Genomic DNA, 22,180 nt, shown 5'->3' on the forward strand with positions numbered 1-22,180 from the left:
TGCACTCGTGCCCAGAAATGCAGGCGGCCGGCTGCGGGAGCACACCCTGAATCTGCTGCGCTACCACCGCACCGGACTGTTCATTCTGGCGGTACTCACCGGTTTGACGGCCGGGGCCGGTGCCGTCGTCTTTCGGGCCGGCATCGACCTGTGGACCCGGGTCCTGACCGGTACCGATGACTACACCCTGATTCTGGGGCCGTCCACCGGGGTGCTGGCGGGCCTGGGCCGTGGGTTCGTGCTGGCGGCGCCGGTGCTGTCCGGTCTGTTGGTCGGGGTGCTGATGAGCCGGCTGGGTGCCACCGCCACGGGCCACGGCGTGGCGGGGGTGATCTGGTCGGCCCGTCGGTCCGACGGCACCATGGCTCCCCTACCCGCCGGCGCGAGCGTGCTCGCCGCCACATTGACCATTGGTGGCGGCGGATCGGTGGGGCCGGAGGGACCGATCGCCGAGCTGGGCGCGAGTACGGCCAGCGTCTTCGGGCGGCGCCTGGGGCTGCCGCGGCGCTCCGTGCGCCTACTGGCGGCCGCGGGCACGGCCGCCGGGATCGCCGCCGCCTTCAACGCCCCACTGGCCGGGGCATTCTTCGCCCTGGAGGTGGTGCTCATGGACTTCACCGTGGACGCCTTCGCCTTCGTGGTGCTGGCCTGCGTGGCCGCCACGGTGCTGGCGCACCACCTGCTGGGGACCACCCTGTCGGTGTCGCTGCCGGCGCTTGACCTGCACGGCGACGCCCAGCTGCTGTGGGTGGCGCTGCTGGGCCTGGTCGGCGGCGTTGTCGGGGTGATCTTCTCCCGCTGTCGCTACCTGGCGGCGGACCTGTTGGGGGCTGTCGGCGACCGGCTGCACCTGCCCGCCTGGGTCCGGCCCGCGGTGGGCGGGCTGCTGGTGGGGGCGCTGCTGCTGGCGGTGCCGGAGGTGTACGGCGAGTCGGCCGCGGTGCTGGATCGTGCCCTGGGCGGCCAGTACACGGCGGCAGCACTGCTGGGACTCACGGCCGCGAAGATCCTGGCGACCTCGGTGACCCTGGGGGTCGGTATGACCGGTGGCGTGTTCGCGCCGTCGCTGTGCATCGGGGCCACCCTGGGGGCGGCCTGGGGCACCGCGCTGGCGCCGAATCGGCCCGAGGCTGCGGCCGTGTTCGGAGTGATCGGCATGGGCGCGGTCTTCGCGGGCTCGGCGCGCGCACCCATCACCGGCACCGTGCTGATCATCGAGATGACCGGCCAGTACCACCTGCTGCTGCCGCTGATGCTGGCGGTGGCGCTGTCCACCACCATGAGCCGGTTCCTGACCCGCACCACGATCTACACCGAAGAGCTGCGCCGCCGCGGCGATGACATTGACGACCCGGTGCGTGCCACGCTGGTGGGCCGGGTGGACGCCCGCGGCCTGATGCACGCGCCCCCGGCGGTGCTGGAGGCCACCGCCTCGCTGGCCGAGGCCGCCGAGGCGCTGCGTGCGGCGGGTGCGGTGCGCCTGCCGGTGGTGGGGGACACCGCGGCCGGTCGGCCGGGGGCCGGCGCCGGGGACCCGAAGCCGGTCTGGCTGGGGTGTGTCTCCGCCGTCGCCGTCGCGGAGGCGCGCTCCCACCCCGACACCGGCGAGGCCTACGGTTCTCCGCGATGCGTGGGCGGGCTGCCCCTGGACCGGGAGCACGTTGACGGCGGCGCGGACGCGCACCGTGTGCTGGGGGCGCTGATCGAATCCCACCTGGAGGCGCTGCCGGTCACGCAGGCGCTGCCGGACGGTGGACTGGAGCTGATCGGCTGGGTGAGTCAGGAGGACATGGTGCGGCGCCTGTACCGGCAGCAGCGGCGTGCCGTCGAGGCCGCCGAGCAGCGCACCTCCCTGGGGTCGCGCACGCAGGCGTGGCTGCGCCGTCGCCGCACACGTTGAGCGCGCCCCTTGAGGGCGGTTACTTGCGGTCGCGGTGAACGGTTCCCTGGATCGTGTCGGAGATGTCGGTGATGCGCTCGGCATTGGTGACGATGCGACGCGGATCGGCCAGCCACAATTGCGCGCCGCCGACCAGCGGCAGGAGCACCGGCAGGTACCACCAGGCACTCCCCCACACCGACCAGGCGGAGCCCGTCAGGCCCACCACATTGACGGCGACGAGCCCCACCAACTCAACTACTAGGCAAGCCCATCCGACACGCCGCATGCGCCGGCCGTTGTGAGCCACGGCAACCGACAGCACCACGTAGCCCACCCCGCATAGGCCACTGAGCCCGGCCGGCAGGCGCATGCCCGCACCCGACCGGGCCAGGTCGACGAAGGCGGGCAGGGCCACCGCCAGGCCGAAAAGCGCGAAGACCCCCACGAGTGCGCGCCCCCAGCCGTGCGCGGGACGGCGCGTGTCGTTGAGGGACCGCGCCTGGGAAGACTCATCCATACGGTTACTGACCTCGTGGTGCACTGATTCGGAGCCGGGCCGTTCCCGGATGGCGCCCGGCGGGCCCGGCAGTGGCCGGCGCTGTGACGTTACCATTCCCGCATGAGTGAGATTACGACCTCCAGTCTGTCGGCCGCAGAGGTGGGCGGCGATGTCCTGGTATTGGCGGCCCGCGCGGAAGCCGACGCACCGGTTCTGCTCGGTGAGGAGTCCGGACTGGGCATCCTGCCGGATCTGAGCGCGCTGCCGGCACTGCTGTCCACTCTCGGCTTCACCGCGGCCCTCGACGCCGTGGTGCGGGTGCCCACGGCGGCGCTGGAGCACTCGCGCCGGGATTCGCTGGCCCCCACCCTGCTGGTGGTGGGCACCGGCGACGGCGACGACGTCGCCGCACTGCGCCGGGCGGCCGGACGCGCCGCCCGCGACCTGGCCGGAACCGAGCATGCGGTCTTCGCCCTACCCGCGGACACCACCGAGCGCCTGGCCGCAGTAGCCGAGGGCGCGTTGGAGGGCGCCTACGTCTGGTCACGGCGGATCCCGGAGCCGACAGCACCCCTGGCCCGGATCACGGTGCTGACCCCGCTGGGCCCACTGCCGCGCACGCTGCTGCGCCGCAGCCCAGCGGATGGGGCGGCGCCGGTGCTGCAGCGCGCCCGCGTCCTGGCCGAGGCGGTGGCCGCCACCCGGGACCTGGTCAATGACCCGCCCGCCTCACTCACCCCCACCGCCTTCGTCGAGTACGCCCGCCGAGCCGCCGCCGCGGCCGGGCCCGGCCGCAAGGACGGCCGCTTGGAGGTTGAGGTGTATGACGACAAGCGCCTGGCAGCCGACGGCTTCGGCGGAATTGCGGGAGTCGGCCAGGGGGCGGTGCATCCGCCCCGCCTGGTCCGCGTGGCCTGGACGCCGCGAGTCAAGGACGCCGAGCACGTCGCCCTGGTGGGCAAGGGCATCACCTTCGACTCCGGCGGCCTGTCGCTGAAGCCGCCAACCTCCATGCCCACCATGAAGTCGGACATGGCCGGGGCGGCCACCGTGCTGTCCGCAACGCTGGCAGCGGCCCGGCTGGGGCTGCCGGTCAAGACGACCGCCTGGCTCGCCCTGGCGGAGAACCTTCCCGGTGGGGCCGCCCAGCGTCCGGGCGACGTGGTCACCATATTCGACGGCACTACCGTTGAGGTGACCAACACCGATGCCGAGGGCAGGCTGGTGCTCGCCGATGCCCTGGCCGCCGCCGTCGCCGAGGAGCCCGACGTCGTGGTGGACGTCGCGACCCTGACCGGCGCACAGATCGTGGCGTTGGGCGAGCGCGTCGCCGCGGTGATGGGTAGCGAATCGGTGCGCGACGGCGTCATCGCCGCGGCCGAGCGCGCCGGGGAGGACTTCTGGCCCATGCCGTTGCCGGCGTATCTGCGCGCCAACCTGGAGTCCCCCTTCGCGGATCTGCGCAATGCCGCCGTCGGCAACCGGGCCGGCGGCATGCTCGTGGCGGGGCTGTTCCTGCGCGAGTTCGTGGGCCGGACCCCGTGGGCGCACCTGGATATTGCGGGGCCCGCCTACAACGAAAAGTCCGCCTGGGGGCTGACCCCCACCGGTGGGACCGGCTTCGGCGTCGCCACGCTGTTGGCCTTCCTGGAGGACCGGATCACGGGCGCGCGGCAGGGCACCGACCGAGCTGAGTAAACACTCGCCGTGCAGGTGATCCATGCCGTAGGCTACCCGGGACTCTCGTCCCCATTCGCGGGACCGCGGCCATCGCTGGCCGCCGAACAACACCGCCGCTCACGGCCGACTTTGAAAGGAAGCATGCACGTGACACAAGCAGGTGCGATCGACGGGGCCGGAACCGGTCAAGACGCCGTTTACGACATGGTGGTGCTCGGGGGCGGCTCGGGCGGGTACGCGGCGGCGCTGCGCGGCGCCCAGCTCGGGCTGCGCGTGGCACTGGTTGAGGCGGACAAGGTGGGTGGCACCTGCCTGCACCGCGGCTGCGTGCCCACCAAGGCCATCCTGCACGCGGCGGAGACCGCGGACGCGGTTCGGGAGGCCTCCGCAGTCGGCATCCGGGCGGCCCTGGAGGGCATCGACATGCCCGCCGTCCAGGAGTACAAGAACAGCATCGTCGCCCGCATGTACAAGGGGCTGCAGGGGCTGGTCTCCTCCCGCGGCATCGACCTGGTGGGAGGCTGGGGCCGCCTGGTCGCGCCGGACACGGTCGAGGTGGCGGGCCGGCACTACCGGGGCCGCAACGTGGTTCTCGCCTCCGGCTCCTACTCCAAGACCATGGGGCAGGAGATCTCCGGGCCGGTGATCACCAGCGAGCAGGCCCTCGAACTCGATCACGTGCCTGCGTCCGCGGTGATCCTGGGAGGCGGGGTGATCGGGGTGGAGTTCGCCTCCGCCTGGGCCTCCCTGGGCAGCCAGGTCACCATCATCGAGGCCTTGCCGCACCTGGTTCCCAACGAGGACGAGGCGATCTCCAAGCAGCTCGAGCGTGCCTTCCGCAAGCGGCGCATCAACTTCCGCGTCGGCACCCGCTTCGAGTCCGTTGAACGCACGCATAGCGGCGTGCGGGTGCGCACCGCCGATGGTGCCGTCACCGAGGCCGAGGTGCTGCTGATCGCGGTGGGCCGCGGCCCGGCCACCGCCAACCTGGGCTTTGAGGAGGTGGGCGTGGCCATGGACCGCGGCTTTGTGCTCACCGACCCGCACGGGCGCACGAACGTTCCCGGGGTGTGGGCCGTGGGCGATATCGTGCCCGGCGTGCAGCTGGCTCACCGCGGCTTCGCGCAGGGAATCGCCGTCGCCGAGCGGATCGCGGGCCTGGATCCCGAGCCGGTCGACGACGTCAAGGTGCCCAAGGTGACCTTCTGCGAGCCGCAGATCGCCTCCGTGGGGCTGTCCGAGGCGCGCGCCGCCGAGTTGCACGGCGCGGAGAACATCGTCACCAGCCAGTTCAACGTGGCCGGCAATGCCAAGTCCCAGATCCTGGGCACGCAGGGCTTCGTGAAGCTGGTGTCCCTGAAGGACGGTCCCATCCTCGGCTTCCACGCCATCGGCGCCCGCATGGGTGAGCAGGTCGGCGAGGGCCAGTTGATCGTGTCGTGGGAGGCCGACGCCAACGACGTCGCCGCCCTGGTGCACGCCCACCCCACCCAGAACGAGACCATCGGCGAGGCCGCCATGGCGCTGGCCGGCAAGCCGCTGCACAACCACGGCTGACCGCATACTCGCTCCACCCGAATTGAACTGGCAATCAGCAAACCAACGAGGAAGGCAAGCTCTAATGGCTGAGTCCGTGAAGATGCCCGCCCTGGGCGAGTCGGTAACCGAGGGAACCGTCTCCTCCTGGCTGAAGTCCGTGGGAGACACCGTCGAGGTCGGTGAACCCCTGCTGGAGGTGGCCACCGACAAGGTCGACACCGAGGTCCCCTCCCCGGTTTCCGGAACCCTGCTGGAGATCCGCGTCGCCGAGGACGAGAACGCCGAGGTCGGCACCGTCCTGGCCATCGTGGGCGATCCGGCCGAGGCCGGCGGCGCGCCCGCCGAGCCCGCGCCTGCCGCTTCGACGCCGCAGGAGCCCGCCGCGCCGACACCCGAGCCCGCCGCGGCACCGGCTCCAACGGCACCCGCCGCCCCGGACGCATCGCCGTCGGTCGGCTATGTCACTCCGATCGTGCGCAAGCTCGCCCGTGAGCGGGGCGTCGACCTGGCCACCGTCACCGGCACCGGCGTCGGCGGACGCATCCGCAAGCAGGACGTGGAGGCCGCGGCGGCGGCGCGGGCGGAGGCCGCCGCGCCTGCACCACAGGCCGAGGCCACGCCGGCACCGCAGGCCGAGCCTGCTGCACCCGTCTCCGCACCGCAGCCGGCGGCGTCTTCGGCCGCTCCCACCGCGGCGAGCCCGACCCGCCCCGCGCCGTCGGCCGGCGAGTCCGAGCTGCGTGGCCGCACTGAGAAGATGAGCCGCCTGCGCCGCCTGATCGGCGACCGCATGATGACATCGCTGCAGACCTCCGCCCAGCTGACCACGGTCGTGGAGGTGGATGTGACCCGCATCACCGCCCTGCGTGCTCGCGCCAAGGACGAGTTCCTGGCGCGCAACGGCACCAAGCTCACCTACCTGCCGTTCTTCGTGGCCGCCGCCACGGAGGCGCTCAAGGCACACCCGAAGCTGAATGCGACCATCGCGGAGGACGAGGTGACCTACCACGACGTCGAGCACATCGGCATCGCGGTGGACACTCCGCGCGGGCTGTACGTGCCCGTGGTCAAGCACGCCGGCGACCTGAACATTCCGGGCCTGGCCAAGCGCATCAACGACCTGGCCGCGCGTACTCGCGAGAACCGGGTCGACGCCGGTGAGCTGTCCGGTGCGACCTTCACGATCACCAACACCGGCTCCGGCGGCGCCCTGTTCGACACCCCGATCGTCAACCCGCCCGAGGTCGCCATCCTCGGCCTGGGTGCCATCACCCGCCAGCCCCGCGTAGTCAAGGACGGCGACGGCAACGAGGTCATTGCCGTGCGCTCGGTGTGCTACCTGTCCCTGTCCTACGACCACCGACTGGTCGACGGCGCGGACGCCTCCCGGTACCTCATGACCGTCAAGAAGCGCCTGGAGGACGGCGACTTCGCCGGCGAGCTGAGGCTGTAGCGCAGCCCACCCCCTCAAAGGCAGCCGCGGGGCCCGCACGCAACGCGTGCGGGCCCCGCCGTGGTTGCGGGCCTGTCGCCCTAGACAGCCAGGCCACGCCGGGTCGGTACGCGGGCCCGCCGTTGTTTCGGGTTCGCGCGCCGCAGGCCCTATTGGGTCACCGCCCTCCCCGTTTGGACCGTAGTCCTCTGTTTGGTGTTCGGACCGCTTCTCTCCGTTTGGACCGCCGTAGTGTGCAACTGGGGCGGTCCAAACAGACGTGACGTAAGGGGTCCAGACTGGCGAAGTCGTGAGCCGCCCGGTCGCGAACCCCTCCGAGCCGGGCCTGGGGTGTGCGGCGCCATCGGGTGGCCGAGCCCCCGCATCTCCGGCGCAGTTGTCCGGCCCGGGCCGGACCATTGCCAGTCATCCCGGATCCACACGACGCATCGCGAACCGTCTGCGGGAAGCGCGCCGAGTCACGCACTACCCGATCAACACCGGCTTCCCCTGGCGTCGCAGCGAAAGCCTTGATCCTGCAGATGCATGTACGTCCAGAACCCACGGTCGCATATCTGCGCAACTTTGGTTGACAAGCCACCACCTGTCAACGTAAGTTGCTTACGTGGCTTTGAAAACGACACCTACACCCGACCAAGTGGCCGCCGCGGCAGCCGATACGACAGAGCCGACAACCGGTTTGCGCGCCGTGGCCGCCTTGCGCAGACTCACCGAGACTCTGGAGCTTGCACAGGTTGAGGCTGCTCTGCGCGCTGGCATGGGCTGGACGGAAATCGCGAACAACCTCGGCGTCACCCGCCAGGCCGTCCACAAGAAGTACGCGAAACGAGTCGAACCAGGACTGGCACCCACCAGGAGGAGGAACCGATGACAGTATCGAGCCGTACCCATCTGTGGTCCTGGATTAGTTATGCGCGACATGAGGCCGGGCGTTTGCAGCACCCTGAGATCGACATCGACCACCTGCTGCTGGGGCTGCTCGCCCAGGGCGGTGAGGCGGCGGCGCTGCTCGGCACGCACGGAGTCACCCTGGCGAACGCCCGACGCGCCATGTACGAAGTATCCGCCGCGGACCTGGCGACCCTCGGCATAGACGCAACCGCCATACCGGCTTCGCTGCAGTCGCCCGGCCAGGAGGCGCAGAGGCTGGCCAACCTCGGCGATATCCCCTTGTCCGGCCAGGCTCAGCAGTTCGCCGCCGATCGTCGTAATGATTTCAGTACTTCCCTATCCGCTCTGAGAAGCCTGCTGGAGACGGAGGGCGGGGCGCCGATGCGCATACTCGCCCACCTCGACGTGGATACAGAACGACTGCACGCCGATCTGGCCACACACGACGGGGGCCACCTCCGCTCCCCAGGCGTTACTAAAGTCGACCGCGGCCTGTTGCCGGAGACGCCATCCGGAGCCCTGTGCCTGAGACGATTCATCTCTGCACCACCGGAGCTGGTGCACGCGGTGCTGGCCGATCCGGGGATGCTCACCGGATGGGCCGTATTGCCAACAGAGGTGCGCGAGCAGCATCTGGATGGGATTGTCAGTATGCACCGCTCGCGCAACAGAAGCCGCCACCTGGATTTGCGCTGGAGACACCTCGAGCTTGGGACCGACGTGGTGTGCTGGGTGAAGACCATTCTCACCGGGCCGTATGACGGCCAAACCCACTCCTACGACAGCTTCGTTCTGCGACCGGCACCCGGCGGGTGCGAGCTGACCTTCACGCGCGCATACCGTGTCTGGCGCCTGTCCGGGCGTCTACTACACCCGGTGACCCGGCGACTGACACGCATAGGCATGGTCAACACCTTCGGCGCCATCGCCAGGACGGTCGCCGCCTCTCTATGAGACCCGGCCGGCGTTGCACCTGAGCGCCCTAGATGATCGATTCCAGAGGTGGGCAACTGTCGTCGCTGGATGACGGCCTGAGCCCCGGGAACATCAGAGCCTCACGAGGAAATCGACATTGGCGCTCTACGCAGCGCGCACCTCAGCCACGCGCCACGGGTCGGGGACGAGGATCAGTATCACCTCGCGTGCCGCCAGCGCCGGCACGGTGCGCACGGCACCGTCCGCGCCCGTGCGGGTGGAGGCCGGCTGGGACTGACGGATGCGCACGGCCCGGGCGCCCACCCAGGTCTGCTCACAGTCCTCCGGCACGTCCACCTCGGTCACGCCGAGCACATCGGTGTCCAGCCCGTCGACGCTCTCCCCCGCCGCGGCCAGCGCCTCCAACACGGCCGCATCGGCGTTCGCCGCCGGCGAGTGCGGCACCGTGGTGTCGGCCAGGGCGACGCCGTCACCGGCATTCAAGGCGGCGTCGCGCCGCCCGGTCAGGTCCACCACCACCTCCAACAGGCTCTCCTCCGCGACTTGCGTCGGAGCAGGGACCGTGGCCGGGGCGCCGGCGGCTGCGCCGGTGCCGGGCGCCGTGGCCCGTGCCGCCTGGCCGACGCCGAGTAACCCGACGCCCAAACCCAACACGCTCACCAGCGCCACCAGGCCGACTAGTGCAGCAGCCAGCCGCCGTCGCCCCGTGCGAGATCGGCCGCGCCGGCGCCCGCGTCCCGCTTCGGGCCGCGCTGCCGGCCCCCGACGACGGCGCAGCGCGCGGCGGGTGGGGACCACGCGGGTGGGTCGGGCCGCCGCGGCACGCAGGGCGCCCGCGGCCAGGCGGGCGCCCTCGGGCAGGACCAGGCGGCCGGGCTGGGCCAGTTCATGCGCCCGGGCCGCCAGGGCACGGGCGGTGGGACGACGGGTCGGATCGGCGTCGAGCGCGTCGGGCAGGATGCGTTCAAGGCGGGCCTGCAGCAGCGCCGACCCGGAGGCGCATTCGCGCAGCAGGGCCGCCAGCGCGTACACGTCCGATGCCGGGGTCGCGGGGCCGCCACCGTGGCGCTCGGGGCGGCGCAGCGGTCGGTCCCGGACTCGAGGATGCCGCCGAACAGGTCAATGAGCACCAGCCCGCCATCGGTGGTGACCATGACGTTGGCGGGTGAGACGTCCCCGTGTGCCAGACCGTGGGCATGCAGGTGTGCCAGCGCGCCGCCGACGTCGTCGAGCACCCGCGCTGCCTCGGCGCGGGTCAAGCCACCACGCGCCCCGAGCACCACCGCCAGGTCGGCGCCCGCGATCAGGTCGACGACGACCGCCGCGTACCCGTCGGGCAGGAAGATGACGTCGCGCACGGGGGCGATCGCGGGGTGGGTCAGCCCACGCAGCTCGTTCAGGCGGCGCAGCGTGCGGGCCCCCGCGGCGTCGTCGGGCAGTTCGAGTAGATGGATCACGACGTCGCGGCCGGCGCCATCCAGGCCGCGGCGGGGCGCTAGCCGGCCCGGTGCGTCGCCGCCCAGGGGCGAGCCGACGGCGAGGCCCGCCTCTATGAGTGCGTCCTGCAGTTGCGGCGCGAGCGCGTCGGGATCCTCCGCCTGCTCGTCCCGCCGGCGGCTGCGGTGCTGGTTGGTGCCCATGGCCTCCATGTTCGCCGGAGCGGCACCAAGGTGCCAGGGTCAATGCGTCGCCTGTGGAAAACCCGTCACACCTGTCACCGCCCGCCGTTGAGACCGGCACCGGTTACGCGCCCGGACCGGTCGAAGTCGCTGAGGCCGGCCCGGCGGGCGACCACGCAGCATCCATCGCCACGGCTCCGGGCTAGGCGTCGGCCATGAGTGGAGTCAAGTGGGTCTCCAGCGCCGCCATCACCGGATCGGCCAGTTCGGCCGTCGCGTAGTGGATGCCGGTCACGGCTGTCAACGAGGTGACCCCGGCGTCGGTAATGCCGCAGGGGATGATCCGGTCCAGGTCGAATGCGGCCAGGTCGGGGTCCACGTTCAGGCCGATACCGTGCATGGTGGTGCCGCGCGCCACCCGCACCCCCAGGGCGCAGACCTTGCACTCGCGCGCCTCGCCGCGGCCCGGTTGTCGGCCCGGCGGCACCCACACCCCCGAGCGCTCCGGCACACGCATAGTGGTCACGCCGAGGTCGGCGCATACGTCCATCACCGCCGCCTCCAGGGCGCGCACATACTTGATCACGTCGATCGGCTCGGCCAGGCGAATGATCGGGTAGACGGTCAATTGCCCGGGACCGTGCCAAGTCACCTTTCCGCCGCGGTCTACGTCCACCACCGGCACGCGCTCGGGCCCAGCCAGCGGGCCGGCCGGACGCTCCCATGAGTGCGTGCGCCGCCCCACCGTGTAGACGCTCTCGTGCTCGAGCAGCAGCACCGTCGCGGGACGGCGGCCTGCGGCGACGTCGGCGTGCACGGCGCGCTGAAGCGCCAAGCCCTCGTCAAAGGGCACCAGGCGGGTCCCCAAACCGACGTCGACGCGTCCCAATCCATGCACCTCACCAGCCTAGATGAGACCCGTGCGGGGGTGCGTTGCTCGTGCCGGTAGCGACGCGGGGTGGCGGATGAGTGACGACCGGGGCGGACCGCATAGACTACGGGCCGATGGTCCTACGCCAATGGTCCTACGGGAGGAGTTCCAGTGCCCGACGCCGTCGCCCCTGAGGGCCGCCGCCTGCTGCGTGTGGAGGCCCGCAACGCCCAGACGCCGATCGAACGCAAGCCCGGCTGGCTGCGCACCCGCGCCGTGGTGACCGACACCTACCAGGATGTGCGCGGCCTGGTGCGCAGCCACGGCCTGCACACGGTCTGCGCCGAAGCCAACTGCCCCAACGTCTACGAGTGCTGGAACGACCGCGAGGCGTCCTTCCTCGTGGGCGGAAGCATTTGCACCCGCCGCTGCGACTTCTGCGACATCGCCACCGGCCGTCCCACCGAGTACGACCCGGACGAGCCGGCCCGGGTGGCCGCTTCAATCAGGGAGATGCGCCTGCGCTACGCCACCGTTACCGGGGTGAGCCGCGACGACCTGCCCGACGGCGGCGCCTGGCTGTACGCGGAGACCGCCCGCCAGGTGCACGAACAAGTGCCCGGCTGCGGCATTGAACTGCTGGTGCCCGACTTCAGGGGCCACCCGGAGTCGCTGCAGGAGGTCTTCTCCTCCCGCCCGGAGGTGTTCGCCCACAACCTGGAGACCGTGCCGCGCATCTTCAAGCAGATCCGCCCCGCCTTCTCCTACGCCGGCAGCCTGGACGTCCTCGCGCGCGCGTCGCAGGCCGGACTGCTGACCAAATCGAATCTGATCCTGGGGATGGGCGAGATCCGCGAGGAGATCGAGCAGGCAATCGCGGACCTCGTCTCGGTCGGTGTCAACATCCTGACCCTGACCCAGTACCTGCGCCCGTCCAAGCTGCACCATCCGGTCGACCGGTGGGTCAAGCCGCAGGAGTTCCTCGAGCTGGCGGCGCTCGCGGAGGACCGGGGCATCGATGCGGTCATGAGCGGACCCATGGTGCGCTCCTCCTACCGCTCGGGGATGCTGTGGGCGCGGGCGATGCGTGCCACGGGCCGGGAGATTCCCGCCAACATGCGCGACCTGGCCGAGCCGAGTACGGCCCGCCAGGAGGCCGCCGCCCTGCTCGCCGCCGGGACCGCCGCACGCTCCGCGGCCGACCGGGCGACGCCGAGCCCGGTGGGCCGGGCCGCCTCCTGAGGGACGGCGTGCGCCGTCGTCGGCTAAGGTGGGATCGTGAGCACAGCCCAGAGCGCCCAGCCGAAGAAGAAGCGGCGCCTCGCACAGGTCGCCCAGAACGTCAAAGACTCCTACACGATCTCACGGCGCAGCTATCCGTGGATCGGCTGGGCCCTGCTAGGCATCCTGGTGGCCCTGGTGGCACTGGCCGTTGCGCTGTCCGCCGTCACCAGCCAGGCGCTGTGGTACTGGCTGCTGATGGGCGTGCTGCTGGCGCTCATGGCGGACATGGTGGTTCTCTCACTGGCCACCCGCCGTGCCTCCTACATGCAGATCGAAGGCCACCCCGGTGCGGTCAAGGCCGTGCTCGATCAGGCGGGCCGCGGCTGGTACGTGGAGTCGGATCCGGTCGCCTTCAGCCCCAAGGGCCAGGACTTCGTATGGCGCCTGGTGGGACGCCCGGGCATCGTGCTGGTGGCCGAGGGTGCGCCGGGTCGTACCCAGCGCCTGGTTGAGGATGAGAAGAAGGTGCTGCGGCGCATCCTGTCCACGGTTCCGGTGCACGTGATCAGCGTGGGCACCGCGGAGGGGCAGACACGCCTGATCCACCTCGAGCGCGAGTTGCGGCGCCTGCCCACTAAGCCCACCAAGCTGACCAACACCGAGATCGACCGGGTCGCCAAGCGGCTGTCGTCCCTGTCCTCCAAGGGCCTGCCCATCCCGAAGTACATGGACCCGAACAACATTCGTCCGGACCGCCGCGCCATACGCGGCCACTGAACCGCCGCCGCGCCCGCCCGAGGCTGGCGCTCCGCAAGTCTGCGGACCGGCTCGGCCATGCAGCCGAAACACGGCGGACATATTCGCGGCACCGCCACGACACCGCGCCCACCTAGCCTGCATACCCACGCCCGGGATCTTTCGGGCATACAACACGCACACCCTGACGGAGGGACCACATGTTCAGTGACGCTGCGGAAGCGCTGGCCTACATCGAGAAGGAGGATGTGCAGCTGGTTGATGTGCGCTTCTGCGACCTGCCCGGCGTGATGCAGCACTTCACCATTCCGGTTGCCGCCTTCAAGGATGAGGCGCTCACCGAGGGGCTCATGTTCGACGGTTCCTCCATCCGCGGCTTCACCGCCATCCACGAGTCGGACATGAAGCTCATCCCGGACGTCACCACCGCCTTCCTGGACCCCTTCCGTGAGCAGCGCACACTGGTAATCAACTTCTCGATCGTGGATCCCTTCACCGACGAGGTCTACGCCCGCGATCCCCGTTCGATCGCCGCCAAGGCGGAGGACTACCTGCGTTCCACGGGCATCGCCGACACCTGCTACATCGGCGCGGAAGCCGAGTTCTACCTGTTCGACTCCATTCAGTACGAGACCACGCCCGCCTCCACCCGCTACCTGATCGACTCCGCCGAGGCGGCCTGGAACACCGGCCGTGACGAGCCCGGCGGCAACAAGGGCTACAAGACCGCCTTCAAGGGCGGCTACTTCCCCGTATCGCCCAACGACCAGATGGCCGACATTCGCGATCGCATCGTGCGCACCTGCATTCAGTCCGGCCTCGACATCGAACGCGCCCACCACGAGGTCGGCACCGCCGGGCAGCAGGAGATCAACTACCGCTTCGCCTCCCTACTCGCCGCCGGCGACGACATGATGAAGTTCAAGTACATCGTCAAGAACGAGGCCTGGCGCAACGGCAAGACCGCCACCTTCATGCCCAAGCCGATCTTCGGCGACAACGGCTCGGGCATGCACACACACCACTCCCTGTGGAAGGACGGCAAGCCGCTGTTCTTCGACGAGCGCGGCTACGGGCAGCTCTCCGACCTGGCACGCTGGTACATCGGCGGCATCCTGCGTCACGCCCCCAGCCTGCTGGCCTTCACCAACCCGTCGGTCAACTCCTTCCACCGGCTGGTGCCGGGCTTCGAGGCGCCGGTGAACCTGGTGTACTCGGCGCGCAACCGCTCCGCCTGCATCCGCATCCCGGTGACCGGCTCCTCCCCCAAGGCCAAGCGGATCGAGTACCGCGTGCCCGACCCGTCGGCGAACCCCTACCTGGCCTTCGCCGCCACGCTCATGGCCGGCATCGACGGCATCCGCAACCGCATCGAGCCACGCGAGCCCGTGGACAAGGACCTGTACGAGCTGGCCCCCGAGGACTACCACGACATCGACAAGCTCCCGGGCACGCTGGATGAGACGCTGGAGGCGCTGGAGGCCGACCACGACTACCTGGGCGAGGGCGACGTCTTCACCCCCGACCTGATCGAGACCTGGGTGGACTACAAGCGCACCAACGAGATCGCCCCGATGCGCCAGCGCCCCCACCCCTACGAGTTCGAGCTGTACTACGACCTGTGAGCGGCCTCTCGTGCCGGCCCGCCCCAACCATTTGCATATCTATGCTCTGATGTGGATATCCTGGCGGCGGCCGTAGTCCTCGATTCGAAGGAGCCGCATGAGATCCGCACGCACCTTGAGCGCGCGCGTCGCCGCCGGGCTGTGCCTGGCGCTGACGGCGACGGTGCCGCTGACCGCCTGTACCGACGCCGCCGATTGGAAGGCCACCCAGACCGGCGACGCCGCCGCCTTCACGGGCTATGACACCTCCGGCATCCAGGCTCAGCAGGACATCATCGACATGCTCCCCGAAGGCGCCCTGGCCGACGGCGTGCTCGACGTGGCCGCCTCCACCGACTATGCGCCCGCCGAGTTCCTGGACACCGACGGCACCGCCATCGGCTACGACGTCGATCTGACCAAGGCCATCGCCGCCGTGCTGGGCGTCGACTCGACCACCCACACGGCGGAGTTCGACTCCATCATCGCCGCCGTCGGCTCCAAGTACGACGCCGGCATCTCCTCCTTCACCGTCACCGCCGAGCGCGAGTCGGCCATGGACATGATCGCCTACATCAACGTCGGCTCCCGCTTCAACGTGGTCGCCAGCAATCCGGAGGGCGTGGACCCCTCCGACCACCTGAACCTGTGCGGCCTGACCATCGGCGTGCAGACCGGCACCGCCCAGGAGGAGGCCATGAACGCCGACTCCGCCGCCTGCACCGAGGCGGGCTTGCCGGCCATCGCCGTACGTTCCTACTCGACCCAGTCGGAGGCGACCACCGGTCTGATGGGGCACGTGATCGACGCCGTCTACTCCGATTCGACCGTGGCCGGCTACGCCATCGAACTGACCGACGGCGGGGTGGAGACCGTCGGCGAGATCGAGGACGCACTCCCCCAGGCCATCGTCCTGGCCAAGGACGATCCGCAGTTCAACGCCGCCATCCAGGCGGCCGTCCAGTACCTCATGGACTCCGGCACTTGGGAGGAGATCCTGGACGCCTGGGGCATTGAGGACGCCGCGCTCACCACCGCCGAGCTGAACCCGAACGTGGAGCAGTGATCACCACCTTGAGACCTCCCCAGCCCACCCAATCCCCTTCTGCCACGGCCGTCCCCGGCCCCGACCAACCGGTCCAGTTGAACCGTCTGAAGCCGGTTCCCCGGCCCGGCACGTGGATCAGCGCCACCATCGTCGCCATCCTCGGTGCGATGCTCATCCACGCCCTGGTGACCAATGAGAAGTTCCACTGGGGCACCGTCTGGTTCTTCTTCCGCGAGGTGCACGTGGTGCGGGCGGTCGGTTGGACGCTGCTGCTGACGTTCCTGGCGATGCTGATCGGCATCGTGCTGGCGGTGACGACGGCGGTCATGCGCCAGTCGTCGAACCCGGTGCTGCGCGGCGTGTCGCTGGCGTACCTGTGGTTCTTCCGCGGCACCCCGATCTACACGCAGCTGGTGTTCTGGGGGGCGCTGTCCGCCCTGTACCAGTACCTGAGCCTGGGGGTTCCCTTCGGGCCGGAGCTGATCACCTTCCGCACCACGGCGGTGTTCACGCCGTTCGTCGCCGCCGTGCTGGGGCTGGGAATCAACGAGGGCGCCTACCTGTCGGAGATCGTGCGCTCCGGCCTGGCCAGCGTGGATCCCGGCCAGACCGAGGCGGCCGGCGCACTGGGCATGAGCCGAGGGCAGATCCTGCGCCGCATCGTCCTGCCGCAGGCCATGCGCGTGATCGTGCCGCCCACCGGCAACGAGACCATCTCCATGCTCAAGACCACCTCGCTGGTACTGGCCGTCCCCTTCACGCTGGATCTGACCTTCGTCACCAACTCCTACGCCTCCTACACCTACCAGACCATCCCGCTGCTGATCGTGGCGGCCCTGTGGTACATCATCATCACCTCCATCCTGATGGTCGGCCAGCACTTCATTGAGCGCTACTACGGCCGCGGCTTCGACGGGTCCACCGCCGCCGCCGGGAGCCGCGCGGGCCGCGGCCTGTCAGCCCGCCAGCAGGCCATCCTCGACTCCCACACCACCAAGGACTCCCCCTTCCTGGAGGTCACCCCGTGAGCAGCATGAACTCGAACACCGCCCAGCCCGTCCCGCCGGGTACGCCCAAGGTCCGCATCGCCGGACTGCACAAGTTCTTCGGGGAGCTGCACGTGCTCAAGGGCATCGACCTGACGGTCGAGCCCGGCTCCGTGACCGTGCTGGTGGGCCCGTCCGGGTCCGGCAAGTCCACGCTGCTGCGCTGCATCAACGAGCTGGAGACCATCGACGCCGGGCGCGTGTGGGTCGACGGCGAGCTGATCGGCATGCGGGAGGAGCAGCGCCCCGACGGCTCCGTACGGCTGCACGCCCTGACGGACAAGCAGCGCGCCGCCCAGCGCTCCAAGATCGGCATGGTCTTCCAGCGCTTCAACCTGTTCCCGCATATGACCGCGCTGGAGAATGTCATTGAGGCGCCCGTCCACGTGCGTCACGTACCCAAGGACCAGGCCCGCGCACGCGGCATCCAGCTACTGGATCGGGTGGGGCTGGGCGACCGGCTTGACCACTACCCCTCACAGTTGTCCGGCGGGCAGCAGCAGCGCGTGGCAATCGCTCGGGCGCTCGCCATGGACCCAGAGCTGATGCTCTTCGACGAGCCCACCTCCGCCCTGGACCCGGAGCTGGTCGGAGAAGTGCTCCAGGTGATGAAGGACCTGGCCGCCGACGGCATGACCATGGTGGTGGTCACCCACGAGATGGGCTTCGCCCGGGAGGTCGGCGACCAGCTGGTCTTCATGGACGGCGGCCTCGTGTGCGAGTCCGGCAACCCCATCGACGTGCTCGATCACCCCACTCAGGAGCGCACCCGGGCCTTCCTGTCCTCCGTGCTGTAACCGGCCGGCGGCACCAACCGCTGCCGTGAGACGTCCGGGTCGGCGGGTTGCACTAGCCGACGGCCTCGGCCCGCCAGGTGCCCTCGTCCCAGTCGACCAGCCGCCAACCCGAATGCGGGTCGCCCTCGACCACGCTGACCGCCGTGTTGCGCATGGGGTGCTCGGCGATCCAGGCGGGGTCCGCTCCCCCGCCGACCGCCGCCGCCAGCGCCGTCCACAGACGCAGGATGGTGCCGTGCGCCACCAGCAGAGCGGTGCCGCCGGCGCGGGTGGAGTTGTAGATCTCCTCCACCACGCCGTTGAAGCGCGCGAAGGTGTCCGCCCCGTCCTCCGGGCTGCCGGGGATCCGCGCGGCCATACGCCCCACCATCCAGGAGCGGGTAGTGTCGGTGTAGCAGGCCACGGAGCGGATGTCCGTGTTCATCTCGATGTCGCCGGCCAATACCTCGCGCAGGCCGGGGCGGATACGGGCGGCCAGGCCGGTCGCCTGCTCAATGGGAGCGATCGTCTCCCGGGCCCGCTGGATCGGGGACACCCACAGTGAGGAGATGGCATCCAGGTCCCCACTGGACTCCAGGCGCCCCGGCAGCAGCGAGGCCTGCTCCACCCCGACGGCGTCCAGCGAGTTGCCGGGGAAGGCGGTATCCAGGGCGCCGGCGACGTTGGCAATGGTGCGGCCGTGTCGGACTAGCAGAAGCTTCACGAGCCTATACTGCCAGGCTCGCGGGCCGAGGGCGACGTCAGGACCGTTCAGGACCAGGGGTAGGGTCCGGCGCCGCGGGGGCGTCTGGGGGGACGGGGCCTGACACTCCCACCGCTGCCGGCGGCGCCTCCGGTGTCGCCCATGCGTGCCTGACCATTCTTCCCGCGCCGGCCCGCCGAGCGCGTCCCCGCGGCGGTCGTGGGCGGGGCCGGCCGCGCCGGGACGGCGTCGCCGAAGACGACGTGCTCCACCACGCGCCGGGCGTGCCGGGCGGTGCGCCGGTAGATGTCCTCCAGGTCCCGTTCGCTGCCGGCGGGCAGCCCCAGCAGCCGGCCGACCAGGCGAATCTCGCGCGGCTCCGTGGGCAGTACCTCCACCCGACTGGCCCCCTCGCGGCCGGTTCCCAGCACGGTGGCGGCCCGCACCCGGGAGGCCAGAACCCAGGCGGCGGTGAGCTTGCCGGCCTCGTCGACGCCGAGCAGGCCCGCCCGGGTAGCGGCGGACAGGGCCTCCAGCGTGGAGGTGGTGCGCAGTCCGGGCACCTGCGCCGCCCGGGTCAGTTGCAGCACCTGCGCGGACCATTCGACGTCGGACAGGCCCCCGGGACCAAGCTTGACGTGCCGACTGGGATCGGCGCCGCGCGGCAGCCGCTCGGCCTCCATGCGGGCCTTCAGGCGGCGGATCTCCCGCAGCCCGGCGTCGTCGAGCCCGTCCGGGCTCCAGCGCAGCGGGTCGATGAGCGCCTCGAAGCGCGCTCCCAGGTCGCGGTCGCCGGCGCAGGGCCGGGCGCGCAGCAGCGCCTGCCGCTCCCACACGGCCCCCCAGCGCTGGTAGTACTCGGCGTAGGAGTCCAGGGAGCGGGAGACCGGCCCCTGGCGCCCCTCGGGGCGCAGCCCGGTGTCCACCTCGAGCGGGTGCGGGCGCGCCTGGGCCAGCAGCCGGGTCACCCATTTCGCGACCGCCTCCGCCTCGGCGGCGGCCACGTCCGGGTCGGCGCCGGGCCGCGGCTCGTGTACGAACAGCACATCGGCGTCGGAGGTGTAGGTGATCTCCCGTCCGCCCAGGCGCCCCATGGCGATCAGCGCGTGACGGGCGGCGGCACCGGGCCAGGCGCCCTCGGCATCGGGGCCGGCGGCGACGGCGGCCGGCCCGTCCCGCTGCGCGATCACCAAGCCGGTGGCCACCGTCAGGGCGGCCCCCAGGACCGCGTCGGTGGCGTCGCCGAGGATGCGGGCGGTGCGAGCGGGGTCCACGCCGTCGAGTGAGTCGGCCAGGGCGGCGCGGATCAGCTCACGCGTGCGCACCCCCATGACCGCGCGGATCGCCTCCGCGGCCTGCTGCTCGATGCCGGCAGGGTCCGTGGCGGTGAAGGAGCGGCGCCGCAGTACCCGTTCCGTCTCGGAGCAGATCGCGCCGGGCGGGCGGGCGGCCAGTTCGGCGTCGTCGTCGAGCCAGGCGATCGACTCCGGACGCTCGGCGAGCCGGTCGGTGGTCCAGCGAGCACCGGATAGCACCTGGCACAGGCGGCGGGCGGCCACCGGAGAGTCCCGCAGCATGGCCAGGTACCAGTGGGAGCCGCCGATGGACTCCGACAGGCGGCGGAAGGACAGCAGGCCGTGGTCGGGGTCGGGGCCCTGCCCGATCCAGCCGATGATCACGGGCAGCAGCTGACGCTGAATGGCGGCGCGGCGACTGACGCCCTCGGTGAGCGCCTGGATGTGGTGCAACGCGCCGTCGGGGTCGAGGTAGCCGAAGGCCGCGAGGCGCTCGCGCGCGGCGGCGGGGGTGAGGCTCAGTTCCTCCGTGGTCAGGCTGGCGGCGGCGCTGAGCAGCGGCCGGTAGTAGATCTCCTCGTGCAGGGCCCGCACCCGGCGGCGCACCCGGTGGAAGAGCTTGCGCACCGCATCGGCGTCCTTCAACCGCCTGCGGTCGATACCCCGCCCGATGCGGCGCAGATCTGCATCGGCGGCCGGCAGGTCGTGGGTACGGCGCATGCGCAGAAGTTGGGCGCGGTGCTCCAGCAGCCGCAGCATCCGATAGCAGTCGGCCAGTTCGGCCGCGTCCGCGCGCCCCACGTAGCCGCCGGCGGAGAGCTGCTGAAGCCCATCCAGGGTTCCGCGCACGCGCAGGCGCGCGTCGGCACGGCCGTGCACCAGTTGCAGCAGCTGCACGGTGAACTCCACGTCCCGCAGGCCGCCGGGGCCGAGTTTGATGCGGCGGTCGTCGGAACCCGGCTGTGCGGACTCGGACTCGACCCGGCGGCGCATGGCGCGCGCGTCGTCGACGAAGTTCTCCCGCTGGCTGGCCGACCACACCAGGGGCGCGACACCGGCCTCATAGGCGGCGCCGAGCTGCCGGTCGCCGGCGCAGGCGCGCGCCTTGAGCAGTGCCTGGAACTCCCACGAGGAGGCCCAGCGCTGGTAGTAGGCCAGGTGCGAGTCCAGGGTGCGCACCAGGGCGCCGTCCTTGCCCTCGGGGCGCAGCGCGGTGTCCAGCGGCCACAGGGGTGGCTCGGCGCCCGACGCGGAGGTGATGCGGGCGATCTCGGTGGCGATCTGTGCCCCCACCCGCAGGATGTTCTCCTCGTCCGCCGCGGCGTCGGAGTCCGCCGCAGGCCCGCCGTCGTCCCGGTGGGCGGGGCCGACCACGTAGACGACGTCGACGTCGGAGATGTAGTTCAGTTCGCGTGCGCCCGTCTTACCCATGGCGATGATCGCCATGGCCACGTCCGCGGCGGCGGGTCCCACGACGGCGCGGGCGATGGTCAGGGCGGCCTCCAGGGCGGCGTCGGCCAGGTCTGACATGCGCCCGCCCACGGTGGGCAGGTGCGCCAGTGGGCTTGCGGCGGTCAGGTCGTCGGCGACCACGGCGAGCAGGCGGTCACGGTAGGCCACGCGCAAGGCGCTGATGGCGCGGCCGGTAAACGCCTCGGGAAGGGGGGTGGGGGCGTCTACAAGCACGGCGGCGACGGCGTCGTGCAGGCCGATGGCGGCTTTGGGCTGGCCGGGGGCGTCCCAGGCGTGCGCGGGGGCGAGGGCGTCCAGGTGCTCGGGGTGGGAGATCAGGAAGTCTCCGAGCGCCTGGGAGGCGCCGAGCACCGCCAGCAGGCGACCGCGGTGGCCCACGAGTTCCTGTTCGTCTGGGTCGAGGTCCGCCTCAGCGTCGGGGTCTCCCGTGTCTGTCGGCTCAGCGACTGTGTCCAGGCGCAGCAGCCGCGCAAGCGTGCGAGCAGGAGCGCCCACGCCGTCGGCGACGGCGTCGGAGTGCACGGTTTCCGGCTCCGCAGTGGGCTCGGTGGCGGTTTCTGGGCCGCCGATGACCGTGCATGCCTCCGCCAGGCGGACCAGGGCGAGCAGGGCCAGGTCCGGGTCGGCGGTGCGGCCGAGCTCGTCCACCAGCCTTACACGGGCCGGGTCGAGGGCAGGCAGCTCCCCGGTGTCGGCGTCGGGCGCCGGGGACACGGCGGGCAGCAGGGGCGCCAACGCCGGGTCGATGAGCAGGCCGTAGGCGCGATCCACCTCGGTGAAGCCTGCCCACAGAAGCCGGGCGCGTGTGCTGGGCCACGGGCCGTGCCCGGTCAGGGCCGGGCCGCGATCGGTGGGCGTGTCGGGGCGAGGACCCCGATGCTGCTG

At 71.1% G+C, this 22,180-nt stretch carries 18 protein-coding genes; 12 read left to right on the forward strand and 6 right to left on the reverse strand.

Annotated features, from left to right (window positions below; all coding sequences use genetic code 11):
* Positions 1-7 precede the first annotated feature (7 nt).
* Positions 8-1,900 (forward strand): chloride channel protein, encoded by a 1,893-nt coding sequence (locus C3B71_RS08050; RefSeq protein ID WP_108969702.1) that lies wholly within the window; start codon positions 8-10, stop codon positions 1,898-1,900.
* Between the two features lie 19 nt (positions 1,901-1,919).
* Here C3B71_RS08050 and C3B71_RS08055 read toward each other — a convergent pair whose 3' ends face one another.
* Positions 1,920-2,399 (reverse strand): hypothetical protein, encoded by a 480-nt coding sequence (locus tag C3B71_RS08055; RefSeq protein WP_073331832.1) that lies wholly within the window; start codon positions 2,397-2,399, stop codon positions 1,920-1,922.
* A gap of 102 nt (positions 2,400-2,501) precedes the next feature.
* Between C3B71_RS08055 and C3B71_RS08060 the strand changes: the two genes are divergently transcribed.
* The 5 genes from C3B71_RS08060 (at position 2,502) to C3B71_RS08080 (ending at position 8,898) form a co-directional block, all read left to right on the forward strand.
* Complete coding sequence (locus C3B71_RS08060) at positions 2,502-4,079, forward strand: leucyl aminopeptidase (RefSeq protein WP_073331829.1); 1,578 nt, start codon at positions 2,502-2,504, stop codon at positions 4,077-4,079.
* A 186-nt stretch (positions 4,080-4,265) separates the two neighbouring features.
* Positions 4,266-5,618 (forward strand): dihydrolipoyl dehydrogenase, encoded by a 1,353-nt coding sequence (gene lpdA / locus C3B71_RS08065; RefSeq protein ID WP_181574831.1) that lies wholly within the window; start codon positions 4,266-4,268, stop codon positions 5,616-5,618.
* Positions 5,619-5,682: 64 nt separating this feature from the next.
* Positions 5,683-7,053 carry a 2-oxoglutarate dehydrogenase, E2 component, dihydrolipoamide succinyltransferase gene (gene sucB, locus C3B71_RS08070; protein ID WP_108967284.1) on the forward strand — a complete coding sequence of 457 codons (1,371 nt, stop codon included), beginning with the start codon at positions 5,683-5,685 and terminating at the stop codon, positions 7,051-7,053.
* A gap of 604 nt (positions 7,054-7,657) precedes the next feature.
* A complete protein-coding gene (locus tag C3B71_RS08075; protein ID WP_234415849.1) occupies positions 7,658-7,924 on the forward strand; it encodes a hypothetical protein in 267 nt (88 codons plus the stop codon).
* Positions 7,921-8,898 (forward strand): SRPBCC family protein, encoded by a 978-nt coding sequence (locus tag C3B71_RS08080; protein WP_108967286.1) that lies wholly within the window; start codon positions 7,921-7,923, stop codon positions 8,896-8,898. Before C3B71_RS08075 ends, C3B71_RS08080 begins: the two co-directional genes overlap by 4 nt.
* Before the next feature lie 126 nt (positions 8,899-9,024).
* Here C3B71_RS08080 and C3B71_RS16445 read toward each other — a convergent pair whose 3' ends face one another.
* From C3B71_RS16445 to lipB, 3 genes are all read right to left on the reverse strand, one after another.
* Entirely contained in the window at positions 9,025-9,540 is a 516-nt protein-coding gene (locus tag C3B71_RS16445) for a hypothetical protein (protein ID WP_181574829.1), read from the reverse strand.
* Positions 9,541-9,557: 17 nt separating this feature from the next.
* A complete protein-coding gene (locus C3B71_RS16450) occupies positions 9,558-10,520 on the reverse strand; it encodes a protein kinase domain-containing protein (protein WP_234415850.1) in 963 nt (320 codons plus the stop codon).
* Between the two features lie 181 nt (positions 10,521-10,701).
* Positions 10,702-11,388, reverse strand: a complete 687-nt coding sequence (gene lipB / locus C3B71_RS08090; protein ID WP_108967288.1) for a lipoyl(octanoyl) transferase LipB — start codon at positions 11,386-11,388, stop codon at positions 10,702-10,704.
* Between the two features lie 153 nt (positions 11,389-11,541).
* Between lipB and lipA the strand changes: the two genes are divergently transcribed.
* The 6 genes from lipA to C3B71_RS08120 all read left to right on the forward strand — a co-directional run bounded on the left by lipA (position 11,542) and on the right by C3B71_RS08120 (position 17,845).
* Positions 11,542-12,612 carry a lipoyl synthase gene (lipA, locus tag C3B71_RS08095; protein WP_108967290.1) on the forward strand — a complete coding sequence of 357 codons (1,071 nt, stop codon included), beginning with the start codon at positions 11,542-11,544 and terminating at the stop codon, positions 12,610-12,612.
* Between the two features lie 36 nt (positions 12,613-12,648).
* Positions 12,649-13,371, forward strand: coding sequence for a DUF4191 domain-containing protein (locus C3B71_RS08100; RefSeq protein ID WP_073331810.1), 723 nt, complete (start codon positions 12,649-12,651; stop codon positions 13,369-13,371).
* 179 nt (positions 13,372-13,550) lie between these two features.
* Complete coding sequence (glnA, locus tag C3B71_RS08105; RefSeq protein WP_108967293.1) at positions 13,551-14,975, forward strand: type I glutamate--ammonia ligase; 1,425 nt, start codon at positions 13,551-13,553, stop codon at positions 14,973-14,975.
* A gap of 97 nt (positions 14,976-15,072) precedes the next feature.
* Positions 15,073-16,020, forward strand: coding sequence for an ABC transporter substrate-binding protein (locus tag C3B71_RS08110; protein WP_108967295.1), 948 nt, complete (start codon positions 15,073-15,075; stop codon positions 16,018-16,020).
* Positions 16,021-16,097: 77 nt separating this feature from the next.
* Positions 16,098-17,030 carry an amino acid ABC transporter permease gene (locus C3B71_RS08115; RefSeq protein WP_395994445.1) on the forward strand — a complete coding sequence of 311 codons (933 nt, stop codon included), beginning with the start codon at positions 16,098-16,100 and terminating at the stop codon, positions 17,028-17,030.
* A gap of 5 nt (positions 17,031-17,035) precedes the next feature.
* Positions 17,036-17,845, forward strand: a complete 810-nt coding sequence (locus tag C3B71_RS08120) for an amino acid ABC transporter ATP-binding protein (RefSeq protein ID WP_108969709.1) — start codon at positions 17,036-17,038, stop codon at positions 17,843-17,845.
* Positions 17,846-17,897: 52 nt separating this feature from the next.
* On the opposite strand, the gene C3B71_RS08125 is transcribed toward C3B71_RS08120, so the two are convergent.
* Both C3B71_RS08125 and C3B71_RS08130 read right to left on the reverse strand, forming a co-directional pair.
* Positions 17,898-18,548 (reverse strand): histidine phosphatase family protein, encoded by a 651-nt coding sequence (locus C3B71_RS08125; RefSeq protein ID WP_108967297.1) that lies wholly within the window; start codon positions 18,546-18,548, stop codon positions 17,898-17,900.
* A 47-nt stretch (positions 18,549-18,595) separates the two neighbouring features.
* Positions 18,596-22,129 (reverse strand): bifunctional [glutamine synthetase] adenylyltransferase/[glutamine synthetase]-adenylyl-L-tyrosine phosphorylase, encoded by a 3,534-nt coding sequence (locus tag C3B71_RS08130; protein WP_108969711.1) that lies wholly within the window; start codon positions 22,127-22,129, stop codon positions 18,596-18,598.
* Between the last annotated feature and the right edge of the window lie 51 nt (positions 22,130-22,180).

Origin of the sequence: Actinomyces sp. Z16 (assembly GCF_003111765.1) — a bacterium.
In the GTDB taxonomy this organism is placed as follows: domain Bacteria; phylum Actinomycetota; class Actinomycetes; order Actinomycetales; family Actinomycetaceae; genus Actinomyces; species Actinomyces glycerinitolerans.

What these genes read in the sequence shown, in the direction of transcription:
- C3B71_RS08055 (WP_073331832.1), bottom strand. Translation starts at nt 2,399, where the DNA reads ATGGATGAGTCTTCCCAGGCGCGGTCCCTCAACGACACGCGCCGTCCC.
- sucB (WP_108967284.1), top strand. Translation starts at nt 5,683, where the DNA reads ATGGCTGAGTCCGTGAAGATGCCCGCCCTGGGCGAGTCGGTAACCGAG.
- C3B71_RS08110 (WP_108967295.1), top strand. Translation starts at nt 15,073, where the DNA reads ATGAGATCCGCACGCACCTTGAGCGCGCGCGTCGCCGCCGGGCTGTGC.
- C3B71_RS16450 (WP_234415850.1), bottom strand. Translation starts at nt 10,520, where the DNA reads ATGGGCACCAACCAGCACCGCAGCCGCCGGCGGGACGAGCAGGCGGAG.
- glnA (WP_108967293.1), top strand. Translation starts at nt 13,551, where the DNA reads ATGTTCAGTGACGCTGCGGAAGCGCTGGCCTACATCGAGAAGGAGGAT.
- lpdA (WP_181574831.1), top strand. Translation starts at nt 4,266, where the DNA reads ATGGTGGTGCTCGGGGGCGGCTCGGGCGGGTACGCGGCGGCGCTGCGC.
- C3B71_RS08080 (WP_108967286.1), top strand. Translation starts at nt 7,921, where the DNA reads ATGACAGTATCGAGCCGTACCCATCTGTGGTCCTGGATTAGTTATGCG.
- C3B71_RS08060 (WP_073331829.1), top strand. Translation starts at nt 2,502, where the DNA reads ATGAGTGAGATTACGACCTCCAGTCTGTCGGCCGCAGAGGTGGGCGGC.
- C3B71_RS08120 (WP_108969709.1), top strand. Translation starts at nt 17,036, where the DNA reads ATGAACTCGAACACCGCCCAGCCCGTCCCGCCGGGTACGCCCAAGGTC.